This is a genomic window from Ruegeria sp. CDSC051 (assembly GCF_059610665.1).
Window position 1 is genome coordinate 511,134 of sequence record NZ_JBXWOC010000002.1, and the last position, 19,119, is coordinate 530,252.

Sequence of the window (19,119 nt, forward strand, 5' to 3'; positions counted from 1 at the left end):
TTCTTATTTCTCGCTATCGACAAGGCCGCGGACAAAAAGCTTTTGCATCGACACCACCACAAGGACCGGTGGGATCATTGCCAGGATCGAGGTCGCCATGATCGTCGGCCAATGGGCAAAATCATCGCCCGAGGGGAACATCTGTTTGATGCCCATCACGATGGTGTTCATCTCAGGATCGGTGGTGATCAGCAGCGGCCAGAGATATTGATTCCACCCATAGATGAACAGGATCACGAACAGGGCCGCGATGTTGGTTCGGCTCATCGGGATCACGATATCAACGAAGAACCGCATCGGGCGGGCGCCATCCACCCGCGCGGCCTCGGCCAGTTCGTCCGGGATGGTCAGAAAGAACTGGCGGAACAGGAACGTGGCAGTGGCCGAGGCGATCAGCGGAAAGATCAGCCCCGAATAGCTGTTGAGCATACCAAACCCGGCCACCACCTCGAAGGTAGGGACAATCCGCACCTCAACCGGCAGCATCAGGGTCAGGAAGATCAGCCAGAAAAACGTGTTCCGCCCGGGAAAGCGGAAGTAGACGATGGCAAAGGCTGACAGGAGCGAGATGACGATCTTGCCCACGGCAATGCCAATCGCCATCACCAGGCTGTTGAACAGCATCGTTGCGACCGGGACGTTCACGCCTGAGAACAGGGCCGCCTTGTAATTCACCCAGAACTGATCACCTGGCACAACCGGCATCGGGGGCGAGATTATGTCGGCCTGAGTAACGGTCGAGGCCACAAAGGCCAGCCAGATCGGGAAGAAGATGACCAGAACGCCAAGGATCATAAACGCATGGGTCAGCCACAGGCCCGCACCACGTTTCTCGACCATTCCATGTTGTTGGGCCGCCATCAGTAATGCACCCTCTTCTCAACATATTTGAACTGGATCACTGTCAGCAGGCCGACAACCACCAGCAGGATGACCGACTGGGCCGAAGACGACCCCAGATCTTGGCCCACAAACCCATCGGAAAAGACTTTGTAGACCAGGATGGTTGTGGCTTGTTGCGGACCCCCTCCGGTGATCGTGTGGATCACGCCGAAAGTTTCAAAGAAGGCATAGACAATGTTCACGACCAGCAGGAAGAACGCGGTCGGCGACAAAAGCGGCAGTACGATGGTAAAGAACCGGCGCCAAAAATGGGCCCCATCAATCGCCGCCGCTTCGATGACCGAGCGGGGCACGGATTGCAGCGCCGCAAAGAAGAACAGAAAGTTATAGCTGATGCGCCCCCAGGCCGAGGCGACAACGACCAGCCCCATGGCCTCGGCATCGTTCAGGACGTGGTTCCAGTCATAGCCGAGCTGGCCCAGATACCATGCGACCACACCAACGCGGGTGTTGAACATGAACAGCCACAGCACACCCGCCACCGCGGGGGCAACCGCATAGGGCCAGATCAACAAGGTCCGATACACGCCCGAGCCCTTGATCAGTCGATCTGCGATGACTGCCAGGAACAAGGCCGGGATCATCGAGCACAGGGTCACAAGCGTAGAAAACGCCGCCGTCGTCACGAATGAGGCGCGGTAGTATTTATCGCTCAGCAGGAATTCGAAATTGCCCAAGCCCACGAACTGAGAAGACAACCCGAACGGGTCGGGAATGAACAACGATTGCCAAACGGCCTGACCAGCAGGATAGAAAAAGAAGACGGCGGAAATGATGACCTGCGGGGCGATCAGCGCAAGCGGCAGCAGCCAGCCGCGAAAAATGACGCGTTTTTCCATTCTATTGGCCCACCAGAGTAGAATGCGGGCCCAACGAGGCCCGCATCAGATTACGACTTATTGATTGGCGGATTCGAACCGGCGCAGCAGCGCGTCGCCGCGTTCCTTCGCACTGTCCATCGCCTCTTGGGCGGTCTTTTCACCGGCCCAGATGGCCTCAAGCTCTTCGTCGATGATGCCACGGATCTGGTCGAATGATCCCAGACGCAGACCTTTCGAGTTTGCCGTCGGCTCTTTCGCGGTCATCTGGATGACGGCGATGTCGGTGCCTGGGTTTTCGTCATAGAAACCAGACGCTCGGGTCGCTTCGCCCGCCTCGGTGGTGATGGGCAGATAGCCGGTGTTCTGGTGCCAGGCTGCCTGAACGTCAGACGAGGACAGGAAGCTGAGGAATTCGCCGACGCCTTTGTATTCATCGGCCTCATGACCTTCCATGACCCACAGTGAGGCACCACCGATGATGGTGTTCTGCGGCTCGGCCGTGACAGCTTCCCAATAGGGCAGCGGACGCACGTCGAAATCAAACTCGGCTTCGGCTTTGATCCCAGCGTATCCTGCCGAGCTTTCGGTGAACAGGGCGCATTCGCCGGACCGGAAGTTCGCGCCACCTTCGTTGCGGCGGCCCGTGTAGATGAATTTGCCGTCCTTGGCCCAGTCACCCATCGCGGTCAGGTGCGCAACCTGGGCCGGGCCGTTCAGCATCAGCTCGGTATCCAGACCGGCAAAGCCGTTATCCTGCGATGCGAAGGGGACGTCGTGATAGGCTGACAGGTTCTCAAGATGAATCCAGCTTTGCCATGCAGTGACCAACGGGCAATCTTCACCACCGGCCTTAAGCTGATCCAGCGTGTCCCCGACCTTTTCCCAGGTCGACAGATCGGTGTCGGGATCAACGCCCGCCGCTTCGAAGGCGTTGCGGTTGACCCATAGAACCGGCGTGGACGAGTTGAAGGGCAGAGATAGCATGTCGCCATCCGTGGTCGTATAATACCCTTTGACCGAGCCGATATAGGCGTCCGGATCAAATGACGCACCGCTTTCAGCCATCACCTCATAGACCGGTTTGATCGCGCCCTGGGCCGACATCATAGTTGCGGTGCCAACCTCGAATACCATCAGGATCTGCGGTTGTTCACCGGCGCGGAACGCGGCGATGCCTGCATTCAGGGTTTCCGAATAGTTGCCCTTGTGGCTTTCAACCACGACATATTCATCCTGGCTGGCGTTGAATTCTTCAACCTGAGCTTTCACAAGCTCACCTAGGCGGCCGGTAAAGGCATGCCAGAACTGAACTTCGGTTTGCGCCATTGCCGCGATCGGGGACAAGGCTGTCGATACGGCAAGAGCGCCAAGCAATTTCGTTTTCATGATTCCTCCCATGCATCAAAGGCGATGCTTCGTTGAATACCGAGCGCTACGCGTAATCGGCACACATGACGATTTCACGACGTTAACGTTACAGAAATATAATTCAAGCCTGATTTTCTGGCAAAAAATATAATACGATGTTATGAAGTGACCGAGATTTGCAGCAAAAACAGGACGCTCCATGAGCCAAACCCTGAGAATTAGGCAGCTTGAGGCACTTATGGCGGTGACCGTCAATGGCTCGGTCACTGCCGCCGCTTTTGATCTGGGGGTCAGCCAGCCTGCGGTCAGCAGGTTGCTTTCAGACTTGGAAAAATCGCTTGGGTTTCAACTGTTCGACCGCCGAGAAGGTCGATTGGTTCCGACGCAAGAGGTCCGCTATCTGCAACCTAGCGTAGAGCGCGTGCTGGAATTGATGCGGCAGATCTCGGATGTCAGTCAGGACATCACGCAACGCAAAGCCGGGCATATTCGCGTCGCCTGCCTTCCTGGCTTCGCCACCAGTCACTTACCAGATGTTGTAGCCGGATTTCTGAGCGACCGGCCTGGCGTCACCATGACGATAGAGCCGGATCGGCCCGAGCGCATCCTGGAGTGGATGATCGGCGAGCAATATGATTTCGGAATCACAGATGGGTTTAATGGCCACCCGGCTGTCGAAAGCACCCATATTGATATCCGCACAGTTTGCGTCTTTCCCGCAGGCCATGCGCTGGAAGACCTTTCGACCGTGACACCGGCAGATATTGCCGATCAGAAGATCATCCACACCCGGCGCGACAGCGACTTTTTCGCACGCCTGTCGCGTGCATTTCAAAACTCGAATGTCGAACTGAACTCGCATATCGAGGTTCGGCAATTCACGGCCGCTTGCGAATTGGTGGTGAAGGGCGTTGGGGTGTCTGTCGTTAGCGAACTGGACGCAGTACAATATCAGAACAGGGGGTTGAGCTATCGGTCTTTCAGGCCATTTCTGCCTCATACGCTGTCGCTGGTGCGACCGGTTTTGAAGCAACCATCGCTGGTCACGCTGGAATTCATAGAACAGTTCAGCGACAGCCTTGGACCTTTCATCGCCGATCCTTAGCTGGATACAGCAGAAAGCGTTGCCCGATTGATTGCCTGAACGCGGCTTTGGGCATTGGCAAAATTTTACAAAAATCGAATTGAGACCCCGGGATTGCTTTACGCGCCCTGAAACTTGTGGGCAAACTGACTTGGTTCATGCCCAGTTCGACGCGTGGCAGGACCTGCCAGCCAGTGTCACACCACTGTTTCGCAGGGCCTGCACAAGTCGCGTCGACAAACGAAAATGAAAGGTGTCACATGCCATTTTCCAACCCCAGCTTGATGTCCCGCCGTCAGTTCCTTGCGACCACCACCGCCAGCGCCGCGGCCATTACACTTCACCCTTTTTCTGCGGCGGCTGCCAATAATCAGGCGCATTTACGGATAATGGAGACGACGGACATTCATGTGCATGTCTTCCCTTATGATTATTACGCCGACAAGCCTCGCGACACGGTAGGCCTCTCCCGCACCGCTTCGATCATCAACGGCATCCGGTCCGAGGCGACGAATTCTCTGCTGGTCGATAACGGAGACTTTCTGCAGGGCAACCCAATGGGCGATTACATCGCCTATGAGCGGGGGATGAAAGAGGGCGACAGCCACCCGATTATCACCGCCTTCAACACAGTCGGTTATGACGCCGCCACATTGGGCAATCACGAATTCAACTACGGTTTGGACTTTTTGGAAAAGGCGCTTGCTGGCGCGGATTTCCCGATTGTACTGGCCAACGTGGCAAAGGAACAGGGGGCAAACCCGCGTGAGGATAAAACGCTGGTCAAACCCTATGCGATTCTCGACCGCCAGATTGAAATGGGCGATGGCAGCAAACACCCGATCAAGGTCGGCGTCATTGGGTTTACGCCGCCGCAGGTCATGAACTGGGACCGCAAGCATCTCGAAGGCAACGTGCAGGCCCGCGACATTGTCGAGACAGCGCAGGCCTATGTGCCTGAGATGAAAGAGCAGGGCTGCGACTTGATCATCGCGCTTTCGCATTCGGGGATTGGCGATGCCGACCATTCCGACGGTATGGAAAACGCCTCGGTTGTGCTGGCCGGTGTTGACGGGATTGACGCGCTGGTGACCGGTCACAACCACCTTGTTTTCCCGTCCGAGACATTTGCCGACCGTCCCGGTATTGACGTTGCAAAAGGGACGTTGATGGGCAAACCCGCCGTCATGGGCGGGTTCTGGGGATCACATCTTGGCCTTCTGGACCTGCTGCTGGAGCGCGATGGGAACGAGTGGCGTGTGGTGACCACAACGTCTGAGGCGCGCCCGATTTCGGTTCGCAACGAAGATCGCTCGATCACGGCGCTGGTCGAGGACGATCAGGCCGTGCTGGCCTCGGTCGCGAAAGATCACGACGAAACACTAGCCTATGTGCGCCGTGCGGTCGGCAAGACGTCGGCCCCGCTGCACAGCTATTTTGCGCTGGTAGCGGATGATCCATCTGTACAGATCGTGTCGATAGCGCAGAAATGGTACGTCGAAGAAATGATGAAGGGCACGGAACATGAAGGCCTGCCCATTCTGTCAGCCGCGGCGCCTTTCAAGGCCGGCGGTCGTGGTGGCCCGGAGTATTACACCGATGTCCCGGTGGGTGACGTTGCCATCAAGAATGTGGCCGACCTTTATCTATATCCCAACACCGTTCGCGCCGTACGGGTGAACGGAGCGCAGGTCCGAGGTTGGCTGGAGAGGTCTGCCGGAATGTTTAATCAGGTCGAACCGGGCGCAAGCGACGCGGTCCTGCTGAACCCAGAGTTTCCGTCCTATAATTTCGACGTGATGGACGGCGTCACCTATCAGATCGACCTGTCCCAGCCATCGCGGTTTGGACCCAAGGGTGAAGAGGTCAACCCTGGCGCGGCCCGGATCGTGGACCTTGCCTTCAATGGTTCTCCGGTCACGGATGACATGGAGTTCATTATCGCCACCAACAATTACCGAGCGTCCGGTGGCGGATCTTTCCCCGGCGCGATGGGCGACACGGTTGTGTTCGAGGCGCCGGACACCAACCGCGACGTGATTGTCCGCTATATCGTCGAACAGGGCACGATTGACCCCAAAGCAGATGCCAACTGGTCGTTTGCGCCGCTGGACGGCACCACGGTCCTGTTCGAAACAGGCCCGAAGGCGCGTGACTATATGAGTGACGTCAAAGGGGTTTCGATCGAGGATGCCGGTGAGGGCGCAGATGGCTTTGCGGCCTTCCGCATCCAGCTGTAGCAGATTGAAAGCAGGTTCATCCCCCTAATTTCTGATCCAATGGTATGGATCGGAATTGGGGGGTGAGCCTAAATTGTTCTGTCAGGCAACTGTCCTGCGAAGCGGCCCGTCTTGGGTCTAGAGTTTGCGTATTCCGTGGAGCGTTAGGGTGCTGACCAAATCAGCGTAATCCTCACGTGCTTTGGTGCCTGCGCCTGTGTTCCACATATAATACCAGTTCAGCATGCCAAAAACTGACATCGTGGCACCGCGCAGCTTGTCCTTGTCATCGCCGAACGACTCCGGGGACAGGTCTTTCAATATGTCCCGCACGACATTCACCAGATCCAACTGATACCCGCGCAACAGCTTTTGCTGATCGTCGCTCAGGGCGTTCATGCCGCTGATCTGCACCCGATGTTCATCATCCGCGCCCTGATAGGCGAACAGGATTTCACGCACGGTCTTTCGCAGCCTTTCTTCGGGCGTCAGGCCCGTCAGATCAACCTCGCAGATGCGGTCGCGCAGCTCACGCAGATAGGTTTCGAGGATGTCATACAGGATGGCATCCTTACTGTCGTAATAGTGGTAGATGTTCGCCTTGGAGATTCCGCACTCATTGGCCAAAAGGGTCATCGAGGCGCGATCAAACCCCTGATCGGCAAACACTTTGGCTGCCGTTTTCAGGATTTGTTCCCGCTTTTGGTCGTGGTCTTTTGCGATTGTCCGGGCCAAGGCTTAATCCTTATCGCGGTTGTCGATGACGCGCTTCGCCTTGCCCTGAGAGCGTTCGACGTCGCCCGGCTCACCTACAACAATTTCAGTTGAAACTCCAACGATGTCCTTGATGCGTTTGGTCAGCATCCGGGCGGCCGCCGTCTTGGACATTTCATCGGTAGATCCCTGAGAGGCTTCGACAAAGACCCGCATGGCATCCATCCGGCCGGATTTATACAGCTCGACCTGGTAATAAGGCGCAAGGCCTCCGGTCGCCATGACCTGTTCCTCGATTTGGCTGGGAAAGACATTGACGCCGCGCAGGATCATCATGTCGTCGCTGCGGCCGGTGATCTTGGCCATGCGACGCATGGAGCGGGCCGTTCCGGGCAGCAGGCAGGTCAGGTCGCGCGTGCGATAGCGGATCATGGGCAGCCCTTCTTTGGTCAGGGTAGTAAAGACCAGCTCACCAGTTTCACCGTCGGGCAGTACTTCGCCGGTGGCGGGGTCGATGATTTCTGGCAGAAAGTGATCTTCCCAGATCACTGGGCCATCCTTGGTTTCGACGCATTCGCTGGCAACGCCGGGCCCCATGATCTCCGACAGGCCATAGATGTCGACCGCATGCATGTCGAATGCAGCCTCGATTTCCGAGCGCATCGCGTCGGTCCAGGGCTCGGCGCCGAAGATACCAACCTTCAGAGAGCTTTCGCGCGGATCAAGGCCCACCTTATGGAATTGTTCGAGGATGTTGAGCATGTAGGATGGGGTCACCATGATCCCATCGGGTTGAAAATCTGTGATCAGTCCAACCTGCTTTTCGGTTTGCCCGCCACCCATCGGAACCACGGTCGCCTCTAGACGTTCGATGCCGTAATGCGCGCCCAGACCCCCGGTGAACAAGCCATAGCCATAAGCGTTATGCACGATATCACCCTTGCGCAGACCTGCGGCCCGCAGCGACCGAGCACCCAGATCGGCCCAGTTGTCGATATCGCCTTTGGTATAGCCCACAACAGTTGGCTTGCCGGTTGTCCCGGATGAGGCATGCAGCCGAACCAGTTGGTTGCGCGGCACGGCGAACATGCCGAACGGGTAGTTGTCACGCAGGTCGTTCTTGTAGGTGAAGGGAAATTTCGAAAGGTCAGATAACTGTTGCAGGTCATCTGGATACACGCCGGCATCGTCGAAACGCTGGGTGTATATCGGCACGTTTTCGTAAGCGTGACGCAGGGACCATTTCAGACGCTCCAACTGGGTGGCGCGGATTTCGTCAACCGAGGCGATCTCGATCGGGTCCAGGTCAGCTTTGTTAGGGGACAGGTCCTCCATCGCGTTACTCCTTCGGTCGCGAAGCTATTCTTGAAAATTCGTGCCACCAATCGCGCGGGACATGCCGCGGAATTCGGCGACCACGTTGCCGTCTTGATTTGTGACGCGCACGTCATAGATGCCGCTGCGACCCGTAACCGAGACCTCGGTCGCGGTGGCCGTCAGGCGATCCCCCAGCTTGCCGGGGGCGAGATAGCTCATCATCGTGTGCTGGCCAACGGTCGCGTGATTACGGCTGTTGCAGGCAAAGGCGAAGGCGCTGTCGGCCAGGGCATGGGTCACGCCGCCATGGCACATGCCGTGCCCATTACAGTGATGCGCAACGACGGTCAGCGCCAGAACTGCGCAGCCTTCGTCCACCTCGACAAGCTCCATGCCAAACCATTTGCTGGCTTCGTCACTCGCCCACATCGCAGCGGCTGATTTGCTGGCACGTTCCTTTGGTGTCATCGTCATTTACCCTGAAAATTGGGCGCGCGCTTTTCAAGAAAGCTGGACACGCCCTCGGCATAATCCGCGCTTTCGCCGCAGATTTTCATTGCATCAGCCTCGAGTTCCAGATGATCAGACAAAGAGGTCGTCGCCGCTGCTTGGATACAGTGTTTGGTCTTGCCCAACCCAAGGGTAGGGCCATTGGCCAGTTGATCAGCCAGCGTACGAGCCTCTGCCAATAGTTGATCGTCGGGTATGGCTTTCCAGATCAGGCCCCAGTCTTCGGCCTGTTTGGCGGGCAGGGGCTGTGCGGTAAAGGCCAGCCCTTTGGCGCGCGCCTCGCCCAAAAGGCGGGGCAGGTGCCAGCTGCCGCCAGTGTCCGGTATCAGGCCGACCTTAGAAAAGCTCTGGATGAATTTCGCGCTTTCCGCTGCCAGAACCATGTCGCAGGCCAGTGCCAGATTGGCCCCAGCGCCGGCAGCGACACCATTCACCGCGCAGATGACAGGGAAGTTCAGCGACCGGATCAGCCGCACTAGGGGGGCATAGAAACTGCGGACGGTCTTGCCCAGATCCGGCGGCCCGTCCATATTTGACGGATTGCGGTCGCCAAGGTCCTGGCCGGCACAAAAGCCTCGCCCGGCGCCCGTCAGCAGCACTGCCCGCGCGCCTGTATCGCGCGCGGAATTCAAGGCAGTCTGAAGCGCATGATGCATGTCTTCGTTGAACGAATTCAGCTTGTCTGGACGGTTCAACGTAATCTCGACCCAGTTCCCGTGATTTTCTACAAGAATCGTATCGCTCATCACTGCCTCGGCCGGTATCGTTTCAACTTTATGATTGCATTAACCGAACGGTTGGTCAATATATAAACGCAAGCCGAATCTGAGCAAATCAAAGGGATGGGTTATGGCAAAATCGCCGGTGGTGAGCGTTGAGCGGAAGGGTGACGTTGCCTGGGTAACGATCAACAATCCGCCAGTGAACGCGACATCCGCTGCGGTGCGTCAGGGGTTGGCCGACGCGGTAGGTGCCATCAAAGGCGCGCGCGTGGCTGTCCTGCGATGTGCGGGTAAAACCTTTGTTGCCGGTGGCGATATGTCAGAGTTCGACGCCCCACCGGTTGAGCCACATCTGCCTGACGTAGTACAGATGATCGAAGACAGCGAGGTCCCCTTTATCGCCTGCATGCACGGCACCGTTCTGGGCGGCGGGTTCGAGGTTGCGATGGGCTGCGCTTGGCGCATTGCCGCGCCGGGTACCAGATTTGGTCTGCCAGAGGTCAATGTCGGCCTGATCCCCGGGGCAGGGGGCACGCAACGCATTCCCCGTCTGGTCGGGATGGAGGCCGCGATTGACTTGGCCTGCCGGGGCAAGATCCTGTCTGCAGAAACATTACAGGGGCTGGGTGGCCTTGATCTTGTCGCTGAACAGCCTGAGGCTGCCGTTCAGGCCTTTGCGGCCAACCTGCCGCAGCGACCAGTGCCAGTCAGTCAGCGTAGCCTCACCAGCTTTGCACCGGACCTGATAGAGGTTTCGCGCGCGGAACTTTTGAAACGGTCAAAGGGTCAGCAGTCTCCGCTGGAAAATCTGACGGCATTGGGGTGGGCAACCGAACCCTTTGCCGATGCCTTGCCAAAAGAGCGCGTCCGCCATTTGGCCCTGCGCCAAGGTGCCGAAAGCCGAGCCCTTCGCCATGCTTTCTTTGCCGAACGGAGCGTGTCCAAACCTTCTTTGATCAGAGGCGTAACCCCGCGCGACATCAGCCGTATCGCGGTGGTCGGCGGCGGTCTGATGGGTGCCGGGATTGCAACTGCCGCCCTGAATGGGGGGTTTTCTGTCACGTTGATTGAGCAGAACGCCGAAGCCGCCGCGGCGGCCTTGGGGCGTGTTAAGGGCCTGCTCGAAGGCGCTGCCAAACGGGGAAAGCTGACTGAGGCGCAGATGCAGAGCCGCCTGAGCGCCTTTCGCGCCGTTGACAGCTATGCCGACGCACGGGGTGCGCAACTGGCCATTGAGGCGGTGTTCGAGGACATATCTGTCAAACAGCAGGTTTTCGCGGAACTCGCCCGGCATATGGACACAAACGCAATTCTTGCCACCAACACATCTTATCTGGATCCAAACCAGATTTTCGCCGGTATCGACAGTCCGGCCCGCTGTATAGGTCTACATTTCTTCAGCCCGGCCCATGTCATGAAACTGCTTGAAATCGTACATACCGGGCATTCGGACCCAGAGGTCATCGCCACCGGATTTGCGTTTGGCAAAAAGCTGGGCAAAGTAGCGGTCCTATCGGGCATTTGCGATGGCTTTATCGGCAATCGCATGCTGGCCGCCTATCGGCGCGAGGCTGATTATCTTCTGGCAGATGGTGCGCTGCCTTATCAAGTGGATCAGGCCATGCGCGACTTTGGTATGCCCATGGGTCCGTACGAATTGCAGGATCTGACCGGTCTTCAGATCTCATGGGCCAATCGCAAGCGCAATGCCGCAACACGCCCACCGGATGAGCGCTATGTCTCTGTGGCCGACCAGCTTTGCGAGATGGAGCGTTTCGGGCAGCGGTCCGGAAAAGGCTGGTATCGTTATGATGACGGCGACCGTACGCCGATCCGTGATACACAGGTCGAGGCTTTGATCGAAGCCAACTCGGCTGAACATGGCATCACCCGGCGCGCGTTTACGAGCACCGAGATTTCGTCCCGTTTGATGGCGGTACTTGCGAATGAGGGCGCATTGATCATCGAAGAGGGTATCGCCGAAAACGCGATGGCCGTGGATATGGTCCAGATCCATGGCTACGGATTCCCGCGCTGGCGCGGGGGGCCGATGAACTATCGGGATGAAATTGGGGCGCAGCTGTCGCGGGGAATAATGGAGACCGTCGCCTCTGAAAGCCCCGGGTCTTGGAGGATTGCGGGGCAGACCACATCACCATGACTATTGATGGTTACAAAACGGACTATTAACGCAGATTCAATGTATGTTTCAGAGGGAGGAGACAAAACCATGAAATTCAACAGTTTGAGCACGCTATTGGCCTCAGCCGCCTTGGCCGTTTCGGGCACCGTGGCGCTGGCCGCAGATTATACGCTGACCATATCCAGCTGGGCGCCGCCGACCCACGGTATCAACGCGAAGATGTGGCCAAAATTCGTGGAAATGGTTGAAGAGGCCACAGACGGTCAGGTCACCGCCGAACTGAAGTTGGGCATCGCGCCGCCACCAGCACAGATGGATCTGATCATGGATGGCGCGGCGGATGCCTCGATCATTTTCCACGGCTACCAGCCGGGGCGCTTTGTCACCACAAAGATGATAGAACTGCCCGGATATGAAGGCTCGGCAGAGGCCGCATCGGTCGCCTATTGGCGCACCTATGACGCACATCTCAAGGCCGCGGACGAGCATCGCGGCGTGAAAGTGATCGCCCTGCATACGCATGGTCCGGCGCAGCTGCACTCCAGCAGCGCGGTGACCACGCTGGATGAAGTGTCGGGCCTCAAGGTCCGTATCCCGGGTGGGGTTGGCGGTGACGTCGGCACAGCGCTTGGCGCGACCGGCATCCAGGTGCCTGCACCGAAGGTCTATGAAACCCTTGCTTCGAAAGCAGCCGATGGCGTTGTCATGCCGTTTGAATCCCGCAAGGGTTTTAAGCTGACCGAGGTTGCCCAGAACGTTTACGAGGTTCCGGGCGGTCTGTATCGCGGGTCGTTCGCCTTTATCATGAACGAAGAAACGTTTGCCGACCTGCCCCCTGAGCTGCAGCAGGCGCTGGAGGAGAATGTGTTTGGTGAACCGCTGAGCCGCGAAATCGGCAAGATCTGGGACGAGATCGACGGGATCGGCCGCGAGGCGACCGAAGCCACAGAGGGCAACGCAATCAACGCGGCCTCGGCGGAAGATCTGGAAAAGTTCAACGCGATCGCCGTTGATGTCCGCGCCAAGGTGATTGACGAGGTCAACGGCACCGGTGTTGACGCACAGGCGGCCTATGACATGATCGTAAATGAAATGGCTGCCCAATAACGCAGTCCGGCTGGCGGGGTCTCTTCGCCAGCCAAATTCACCAGCCGGGACCCAATCATGCAATCTCTCGTGACTTTTGCGCGTCGCGTCAGCATCGCTCCGACGCTGCTGGCCTGTATCGCGCTGTTCATCCTGATGGTGATGACCTTTTTTGACGTCATCCTGCGGTCTGTCTTCAACGCCCCGATTGAGGCGGCGACTGAGCTGACACGTATTCTCATGGCGATCATGGTGTTTTCGGTTCTGCCGATGATCTCAGCCGGAAAGGGTCAGATCGCCGTCGACCTGACGGACGGAGTATTTTCCCGCTTGCGGCTGAGCCGAGCGCGTGACGCTGTTGTATATATTGTGTCGGGCGTGATGCTCATCTGGCCGATCAAACGCGTCTGGATTCTTGCCGAGCGCGCACGGGACTATGGCGATGTGACTGAATACCTGTCGATCCCGGTATTTTATGTCGGCTGGTTCATCGCGGGGTTCACTGCGATCACGGCCATGGCGATGATTGTCACGGGCCTGATTACTATCTTCTCCCCCCAATCCTTGTCGGAGACCTCTCAATGACCGCCGCACTTATCGGTTTTGCCCTTGTTCTGGTGCTTGTACTGGTGCGTCTGCCTATCGTCTTCGCGATGGGTCTGGTTGGTACGCTTGGGTTCGCCTACGAACGTGGCGGCAGCATCTTTTCGGAGCGCGGCTTGAAGGCGGCGATGTCGATGGTGGGTCGCCAGATCACCGATACGGCACAGGATTACGGATTGTCGGTGGTGCCTCTGTTCATCCTGATGGGCCTGTTCGTGAACAAAGGCGGGCTCGCGCGCGAGCTTTATGCGGTATCCAATGCATTTCTCGGCCATTTCCGGGGCGGCATCGCCATGGCGACTGTCGCGGCCTGCGGCGGGTTCTCGGCAATTTGCGGGTCGTCTCTGGCGACAGCGGCCACCATGTCCAAGGTCGCGATGCCGGAAATGCGCCGGTATGGTTATGCGGATGAGCTTTCGACTGCGTCGATTGCAGCGGGTGGCACGCTTGGCATCCTGATCCCGCCCTCGGTGATCCTGGTCATATATGGCCTGCTGACGGAAACCTCGATTGGCAAACTGTTTGTTGCGGGCATTATCCCCGGTGTGCTTGGCATTCTGTTTTATCTTTTCGCGGTGCGCTGGACCGTCTGGCGCAAACCAGAGGCGGGACCGGCAGGCGAACGCCACGGTTGGGTCGAGCGCCTGAGGGCCTTGCGCTCGGTCTGGGCCGTGTTGCTGCTGTTCTTTCTGGTCATTGGCGGGCTTTATGGTGCCTTCGATTTTCAACCGCTGAACCTGACCTTCAGCCCGACCGAGGCGGCGGGGATGGGGGCCATGGGCGCCTTTTTGATTGCCTTGTCGCGCGGCGGGCTTAGCCTGGGTTCAACATTCGAGGTTTTGAAGGAAACCACCGCGACCGCTGCGGCCCTGTTCTCGGTCTTGATCGGGGCGCAGATATTTTCGAACTTCATCAACCTCGCCGGTTTGCCCGAAGCGCTGATCGCCATGGTCACAGCGTATGACGTTGCGCCCTTTGTGGTGATCCTGATGATCCTGGGCATCTACATCATTTTGGGGTGTGTTTTTGAATCCCTGTCGATGCTACTGCTGACCGTGCCGATCTTTTTTCCTCTGGTCACATCGCTGGGATATGACCCGATCTGGTTCGGCATTGTAGTGGTCGTCGTCACCGAAATCAGCCTGATCACCCCGCCCGTGGGACTGAACGTGTTCATTCTGAAGGGTGTGGTCGGGGATGTGTCGACCGGGACGATCTTCAGAGGGGTCACGCCGTTCTGGATCGCAGATATCTTTCGGCTGGCCCTGATCGTTCTGGTGCCCTGGCTTGTGCTGGTTCTGCCGGAACAGATGGGGGCGATGGGCCACTGATGTTTGCGCTGACCAAGCTGCCTGACGGGTTCCACGATGATCCCTATCCTACCTATAGGGCGCTGCGTGAAGATACGCCCGTCTGCCTGCAACCCGATGGGTCGGCGATCCTGTCACGACATCAGGATCTGGACATCATCTATCGGGACACAACGCGGTTCATTTCGGACAAGAAGGCCGTGTTTGGCCCCAAATACGGGGTGGATAGCCCATTGTTTGAACATCACACCACCAGTCTTGTGTTCAATGATCCGCCCCTGCACTCGCGTGTCCGCAAGGTGATGGTGGGCGCGATGAACCCGCGCGCTTTGGCGCAGATGGAGCCGGGTCTGATCGAACTTGTCGACGGGCTGTTGGATCAAATGCAGGCCAAGGGCACAGTTGAGTTGATCGAGGATTTTGCCGGGGCGATCCCGATCGAGATCATCGGCAACCTGCTGGGCATCCCTCGGTCCGAGCGTGAGCCGTTGCGTGAGTGGTCCTTGGCCATTCTCGGGGCGTTGGAACCGCAGCTGACGCCCGAGCAGGAAGATTGGGGCAACCGCGCAGTCCGCGAGTTCAAAGCCTTTCTGCGCGATATCATCGACGACCGCAGGGCCAACCCGGGGAACCCGGAGACCGATGTTTTGACCAGGTTGATACAGGATGACACCGAGGGCGGCCTGACCGAGGTTGAACTGTACCAGAACTGCATCTTCATACTGAATGCCGGGCATGAGACCACAACAAACCTGATTGGCAACGCTTTGGATCTGTTGGACCGCCACAGGGATAAGCGGACCGAGCTGTTGGTTAATCCAGACCTGATTTTCACCGCAGTTGACGAGTTTCTGCGTCTGGAAAGCCCGAACCAGTTCGGCAATCGCCTGACCACTGAAGAGGTGGAATTTCACGGACATGTCATTCCAGCAGGAACCGATCTGCATCTTTGCATCGGCGCGGCCAACCGCGATCCGCGACAGTTTGATTGCCCCGACGACATGATGTTGGATCGCCGTCCCAACAAGCACCACGCGTTTGCGGGCGGACCGCATACTTGTGTTGGTCTGACCTTGGCCCGGATGGAAGGACGGGTTGCCATTAGCCGGTTTTTGAACCGGTTCCCTGATTACCAGATCACGGAAAGTGCTCAGCGTGGGGGGCGTATTCGGTTTCGGGGGTTCGCCCACCTGCCCGCGCAGGTTTGAACTAGCCGCGCTGCTTGTTCTGAAATTTATTGACCGACCGTACGGTTAATAATAAGATATCGCAAACGCCCCCGCGCGCTAGCCCTGCCGCGAGTAAGGAGAGACCTATGACGATCCAACAGATTTCAAGTTTTGCTGCGGGCGAGTGGATTGCGCCGGGGGCAGGTGCTCGCAACATCGCAAGCGCGGTGACGGGAGAGGTGATCGCAACAGCCGGAAACAACGCCTTGGACGTTCAGGGAATGCTGGATCATGCGCGCAATGTTGGTGGTCCTGCGCTGCGCAAGATGACGTTTCACCAGCGGGCCAAGATGCTCAAGGCGCTGTCTGTTCATCTGGGCAAGCTCAAGCAGGCGATGTACGATCTGTCCTTCAATACCGGCGCAACCCAGGCGGATCATCTGATCGACATTGACGGCGGTATTGGCACGATGTTCGTCTTTGCCTCAAAAGGGCGGCGCGAGATGCCGGACGGGCATGTCTATCTCGACGGCGAGGTTGAGCAGCTTTCGCGCAATGGCACCTTTCTGGGGCAGCATATCTGCACCCCGTTGAAAGGTGTTGCGATCCATATCAACGCTTTCAACTTTCCGGTATGGGGCATGCTGGAAAAGCTGGCTCCGACTCTTCTGGCGGGGGTTCCGGCCATCGTCAAACCGGCCACAAATTCCTGCTATGTGACCGAGCTGTGCGTTCGGTTGATGCTCGAGTCGGGCATATTGCCCAACGGTGCATTGCAACTGGTGTCAGGCGGGCTGGGCGACATGCTCGATCGCCTGACCATGCAGGATGTGGTCAGCTTTACCGGCTCGGCGGATACGGCGCTGAGGCTGCGCGCGAACCCCGTAATCCTGGAAAATTCGGTCCGGTTCGTGGCGGAACAGGACAGCTTGAACTGCTCGGTCCTGGGCCCTGATGCCGCGCCGGGAACGCCCGAATTCGATCTGTTCGTCAAAGAGGTTCAGCGCGAGATGACCACTAAGGCGGGTCAGAAATGCACTGCCATCCGCAGGATCATCGCGCCCGAGCCGCATGTGCAGGCCGTTATTGAGGCGCTGTCCGCGCGTTTGGCAAAGACCACCATTGGGGATCCGAAACTGGAAACCACCCGAATGGGTGCGCTGGTCTCGGCCAGTCAGAAGCGCGATGTTTTGGAGAAGGCCGCGATTATAGGGCACGAGGCCGAGTGCGTCTTTGGCAATCCGGACGACTTCGTGGTCGATGGGGCCGATGCGGATAAGGGCGCCTTTCTGCCACCGATGCTGTTCCATTGCAGCGATCCCGATGCCGCGCAACGTGTGCATGATACCGAAGCCTTTGGGCCCGTCAGTACAATCATGGGCTATCGCGATACCGACCACGCGATTGAGCTGGCGAACCGAGGGCAGGGGTCTCTGGTGGCCTCAGTCATCACACATGATGCTGATGTTGCCCGCAAATTTGTTATGGGGGCAGGGGCCTATCATGGGCGGCTCTATTTCAACAACCGAGACTCGATGAAAGAATCCACAGGCCATGGCTCTCCTTTGCCGCATATGGTCCATGGCGGTCCCGGCCGTGCTGGCGGTGGCGAGGAAATGGGCGGTGTGCGCGGTGTGATGCATTATATGCAACGTACGGCGATTCAAGGATCGCCGGACATATTGACAGCTATTGGCGAGAGATGGGTGCCGGGTGCAGCCGAGGTCAATGCGCCAGCCCATCCATTTACACGCCGCTATCACGATCTGGCCATTGGTGAGACGATCCACACCGCACCGCGGACCGTGACCATGGAAGACATTGAACATTTCGCGGAATTCACTGGCGACACCTTCTATGCCCACATGGATCAGGCCGCGGCTGAGCGTAACCCGTTCTTTCCGGGCCGGGTCGCACATGGATATCTTTTGCTGTCTTTCGCGGCGGGTCTTTTTGTGGAACCGAACGAAGGGCCGGTCCTGGCCAATACTGGGCTCGATAACCTGCGCTTTATGAAACCGGTAGAGGCAGGCGACAGCATCAAGGTGCGCCTGACGGTCAAAAAGAAAACCCGCCGCAATGATGAATATGGCGAAGTGCGCTGGCATGTCACCCTGACCCAACAAGATGATGAGCCTGTGGCCGAATATGAGCTGCTGACCATGGTGGCCTACTAAGATTCTTGGGCCGGATGGTAATTCGATCTGGCCCGATTATACTTGCCGTATGAAAGATTCAGCCCCTGATTGGTTTGAAACCTGCGTTAGCCATCTGACCTCTGAGGGTACGCAACGGGTGTGGTCCGTGCTGGTGACGATATTCGGTGATCTGGCGCAGGAAGAAACGGATCAGATAAGTGGTGCGGTGATCACTGCACTGACCAGCCTTGCCGGGATCAAAGCCGAAGCCACGCGTGTTGCCCTGCATCGGCTGCGCAAGGATGGCTGGATTGAAAGCACCCGCAAGGGGCGCAGCAGCTTTCACCGCCTGACCGCGTTTGGCCGTCATCAGAGTGTGACCGCCGCACCGCGTATCTATGCCAAGGAAACGCCGGAACCCGGCCTCTGGCATGTACTTATCGCCAGCAATTCGGACTCATCGCGTAAGGAATTGGCTGACCTGATGCTGACTGGGGACTACATCTCTCTCAATCCCGCAACGTCGATGGCTCCGGGTCAGGTTCCGGCGGGTCTTGAAGAACTGATGGGCGTGGAAAGCAGCGCTATCTCTGTTCCTGGCTGGCTTCGGGATCTCTGCGGGCCAGAGGCGTTGAAAACCGCCTATGATCAGTTCTTGAGATCGACACAGATCATCGGCCAAGAGATGCCGCCCGAGGGGGCGGGCGATCCGATGAAGGCGGCCATTCTGCGTGTCCTGATCGTGCATAATTGGCGTCGTATTGTTCTGCGCCATCCCGCCTTTCCTGCGGCGTTTCTGCCCGCTGACTGGAAAGGCCCTGCATGCCGGGCGGCGGTATCTCAGTTGTTGGAAAAACTGCCGCGCCCTGATTTGGAATCCTTGGAAGCCGAGCTGGACAGCTAGGTTTTCTTTAGCGTCACCTATCTGATCCGCCCGATGCTGGTCATTCGGCGATCATTGCGGCGTTTCTCTCGCGCCAAATGTTACAGAAAATCTAAAAAAGAAAAAGAA

General features: G+C 57.8%; 16 protein-coding genes. 9 read left to right on the forward strand and 7 right to left on the reverse strand.

Features of this window, described 5'->3' with window-relative positions:
• Nucleotides 1-3 precede the first annotated feature (3 nt).
• The 3 genes from ugpE to ugpB are packed head-to-tail and all read right to left on the reverse strand — an operon-like array spanning nt 4 to nt 3,110.
• A complete protein-coding gene (gene ugpE / locus AC2FH0_RS07985; RefSeq protein ID WP_271949133.1) occupies nt 4-840 on the reverse strand; it encodes a sn-glycerol-3-phosphate ABC transporter permease UgpE in 837 nt (278 codons plus the stop codon).
• A 20-nt stretch (nt 841-860) separates the two neighbouring features.
• Nucleotides 861-1,742 carry a sn-glycerol-3-phosphate ABC transporter permease UgpA gene (ugpA, locus tag AC2FH0_RS07990; protein ID WP_496789025.1) on the reverse strand — a complete coding sequence of 294 codons (882 nt, stop codon included), beginning with the start codon at nt 1,740-1,742 and terminating at the stop codon, nt 861-863.
• Nucleotides 1,743-1,799: 57 nt separating this feature from the next.
• A complete protein-coding gene (gene ugpB, locus AC2FH0_RS07995; protein WP_281972851.1) occupies nt 1,800-3,110 on the reverse strand; it encodes a sn-glycerol-3-phosphate ABC transporter substrate-binding protein UgpB in 1,311 nt (436 codons plus the stop codon).
• 181 nt (nt 3,111-3,291) lie between these two features.
• Between ugpB and AC2FH0_RS08000 the strand changes: the two genes are divergently transcribed.
• Nucleotides 3,292-4,197 carry a LysR substrate-binding domain-containing protein gene (locus AC2FH0_RS08000; RefSeq protein ID WP_281972852.1) on the forward strand — a complete coding sequence of 302 codons (906 nt, stop codon included), beginning with the start codon at nt 3,292-3,294 and terminating at the stop codon, nt 4,195-4,197.
• 239 nt (nt 4,198-4,436) lie between these two features.
• Nucleotides 4,437-6,416 carry a bifunctional 2',3'-cyclic-nucleotide 2'-phosphodiesterase/3'-nucleotidase gene (locus tag AC2FH0_RS08005; RefSeq protein WP_282021800.1) on the forward strand — a complete coding sequence of 660 codons (1,980 nt, stop codon included), beginning with the start codon at nt 4,437-4,439 and terminating at the stop codon, nt 6,414-6,416.
• Between the two features lie 117 nt (nt 6,417-6,533).
• Here AC2FH0_RS08005 and AC2FH0_RS08010 read toward each other — a convergent pair whose 3' ends face one another.
• The 4 genes from AC2FH0_RS08010 to paaG are packed head-to-tail and all read right to left on the reverse strand — an operon-like array spanning nt 6,534 to nt 9,682.
• Entirely contained in the window at nt 6,534-7,130 is a 597-nt protein-coding gene (locus tag AC2FH0_RS08010) for a TetR/AcrR family transcriptional regulator (RefSeq protein ID WP_496709802.1), read from the reverse strand.
• Between the two features lie 3 nt (nt 7,131-7,133).
• On the reverse strand, nt 7,134-8,444 hold the full coding sequence (gene paaK / locus AC2FH0_RS08015) for a phenylacetate--CoA ligase PaaK (RefSeq protein ID WP_496709803.1): 1,311 nt from the start codon (nt 8,442-8,444) through the stop codon (nt 7,134-7,136).
• Between the two features lie 24 nt (nt 8,445-8,468).
• Entirely contained in the window at nt 8,469-8,894 is a 426-nt protein-coding gene (gene paaI / locus AC2FH0_RS08020) for a hydroxyphenylacetyl-CoA thioesterase PaaI (RefSeq protein WP_496709833.1), read from the reverse strand.
• A gap of 2 nt (nt 8,895-8,896) precedes the next feature.
• Nucleotides 8,897-9,682, reverse strand: a complete 786-nt coding sequence (gene paaG / locus AC2FH0_RS08025) for a 2-(1,2-epoxy-1,2-dihydrophenyl)acetyl-CoA isomerase PaaG (RefSeq protein WP_496789027.1) — start codon at nt 9,680-9,682, stop codon at nt 8,897-8,899.
• Between the two features lie 103 nt (nt 9,683-9,785).
• Here paaG and AC2FH0_RS08030 point away from each other — a divergent pair, with 103 nt between their 5' ends.
• From AC2FH0_RS08030 to AC2FH0_RS08060, 7 genes are all read left to right on the forward strand, one after another.
• Nucleotides 9,786-11,819, forward strand: coding sequence for an FAD-dependent oxidoreductase (locus AC2FH0_RS08030; protein WP_496691526.1), 2,034 nt, complete (start codon nt 9,786-9,788; stop codon nt 11,817-11,819).
• 69 nt (nt 11,820-11,888) lie between these two features.
• Nucleotides 11,889-12,908: a TRAP transporter substrate-binding protein gene (locus AC2FH0_RS08035; RefSeq protein WP_271949076.1), complete on the forward strand. Its 1,020-nt coding sequence runs from the start codon at nt 11,889-11,891 to the stop codon at nt 12,906-12,908.
• 57 nt (nt 12,909-12,965) lie between these two features.
• On the forward strand, nt 12,966-13,472 hold the full coding sequence (locus AC2FH0_RS08040; protein ID WP_496691527.1) for a TRAP transporter small permease: 507 nt from the start codon (nt 12,966-12,968) through the stop codon (nt 13,470-13,472).
• Nucleotides 13,469-14,821 carry a TRAP transporter large permease gene (locus AC2FH0_RS08045; protein ID WP_496693796.1) on the forward strand — a complete coding sequence of 451 codons (1,353 nt, stop codon included), beginning with the start codon at nt 13,469-13,471 and terminating at the stop codon, nt 14,819-14,821. The genes AC2FH0_RS08040 and AC2FH0_RS08045 overlap by 4 nt, the downstream gene beginning before the upstream one ends.
• Nucleotides 14,821-16,008 carry a cytochrome P450 gene (locus AC2FH0_RS08050; protein ID WP_496789029.1) on the forward strand — a complete coding sequence of 396 codons (1,188 nt, stop codon included), beginning with the start codon at nt 14,821-14,823 and terminating at the stop codon, nt 16,006-16,008. The genes AC2FH0_RS08045 and AC2FH0_RS08050 overlap by 1 nt, the downstream gene beginning before the upstream one ends.
• A 107-nt stretch (nt 16,009-16,115) precedes the next feature.
• Nucleotides 16,116-18,146, forward strand: coding sequence for a phenylacetic acid degradation bifunctional protein PaaZ (gene paaZ, locus AC2FH0_RS08055; RefSeq protein ID WP_496789030.1), 2,031 nt, complete (start codon nt 16,116-16,118; stop codon nt 18,144-18,146).
• 49 nt (nt 18,147-18,195) lie between these two features.
• Nucleotides 18,196-19,011: a PaaX family transcriptional regulator C-terminal domain-containing protein gene (locus AC2FH0_RS08060; RefSeq protein ID WP_496789031.1), complete on the forward strand. Its 816-nt coding sequence runs from the start codon at nt 18,196-18,198 to the stop codon at nt 19,009-19,011.
• The last annotated feature ends 108 nt before the right edge of the window (nt 19,012-19,119 follow it).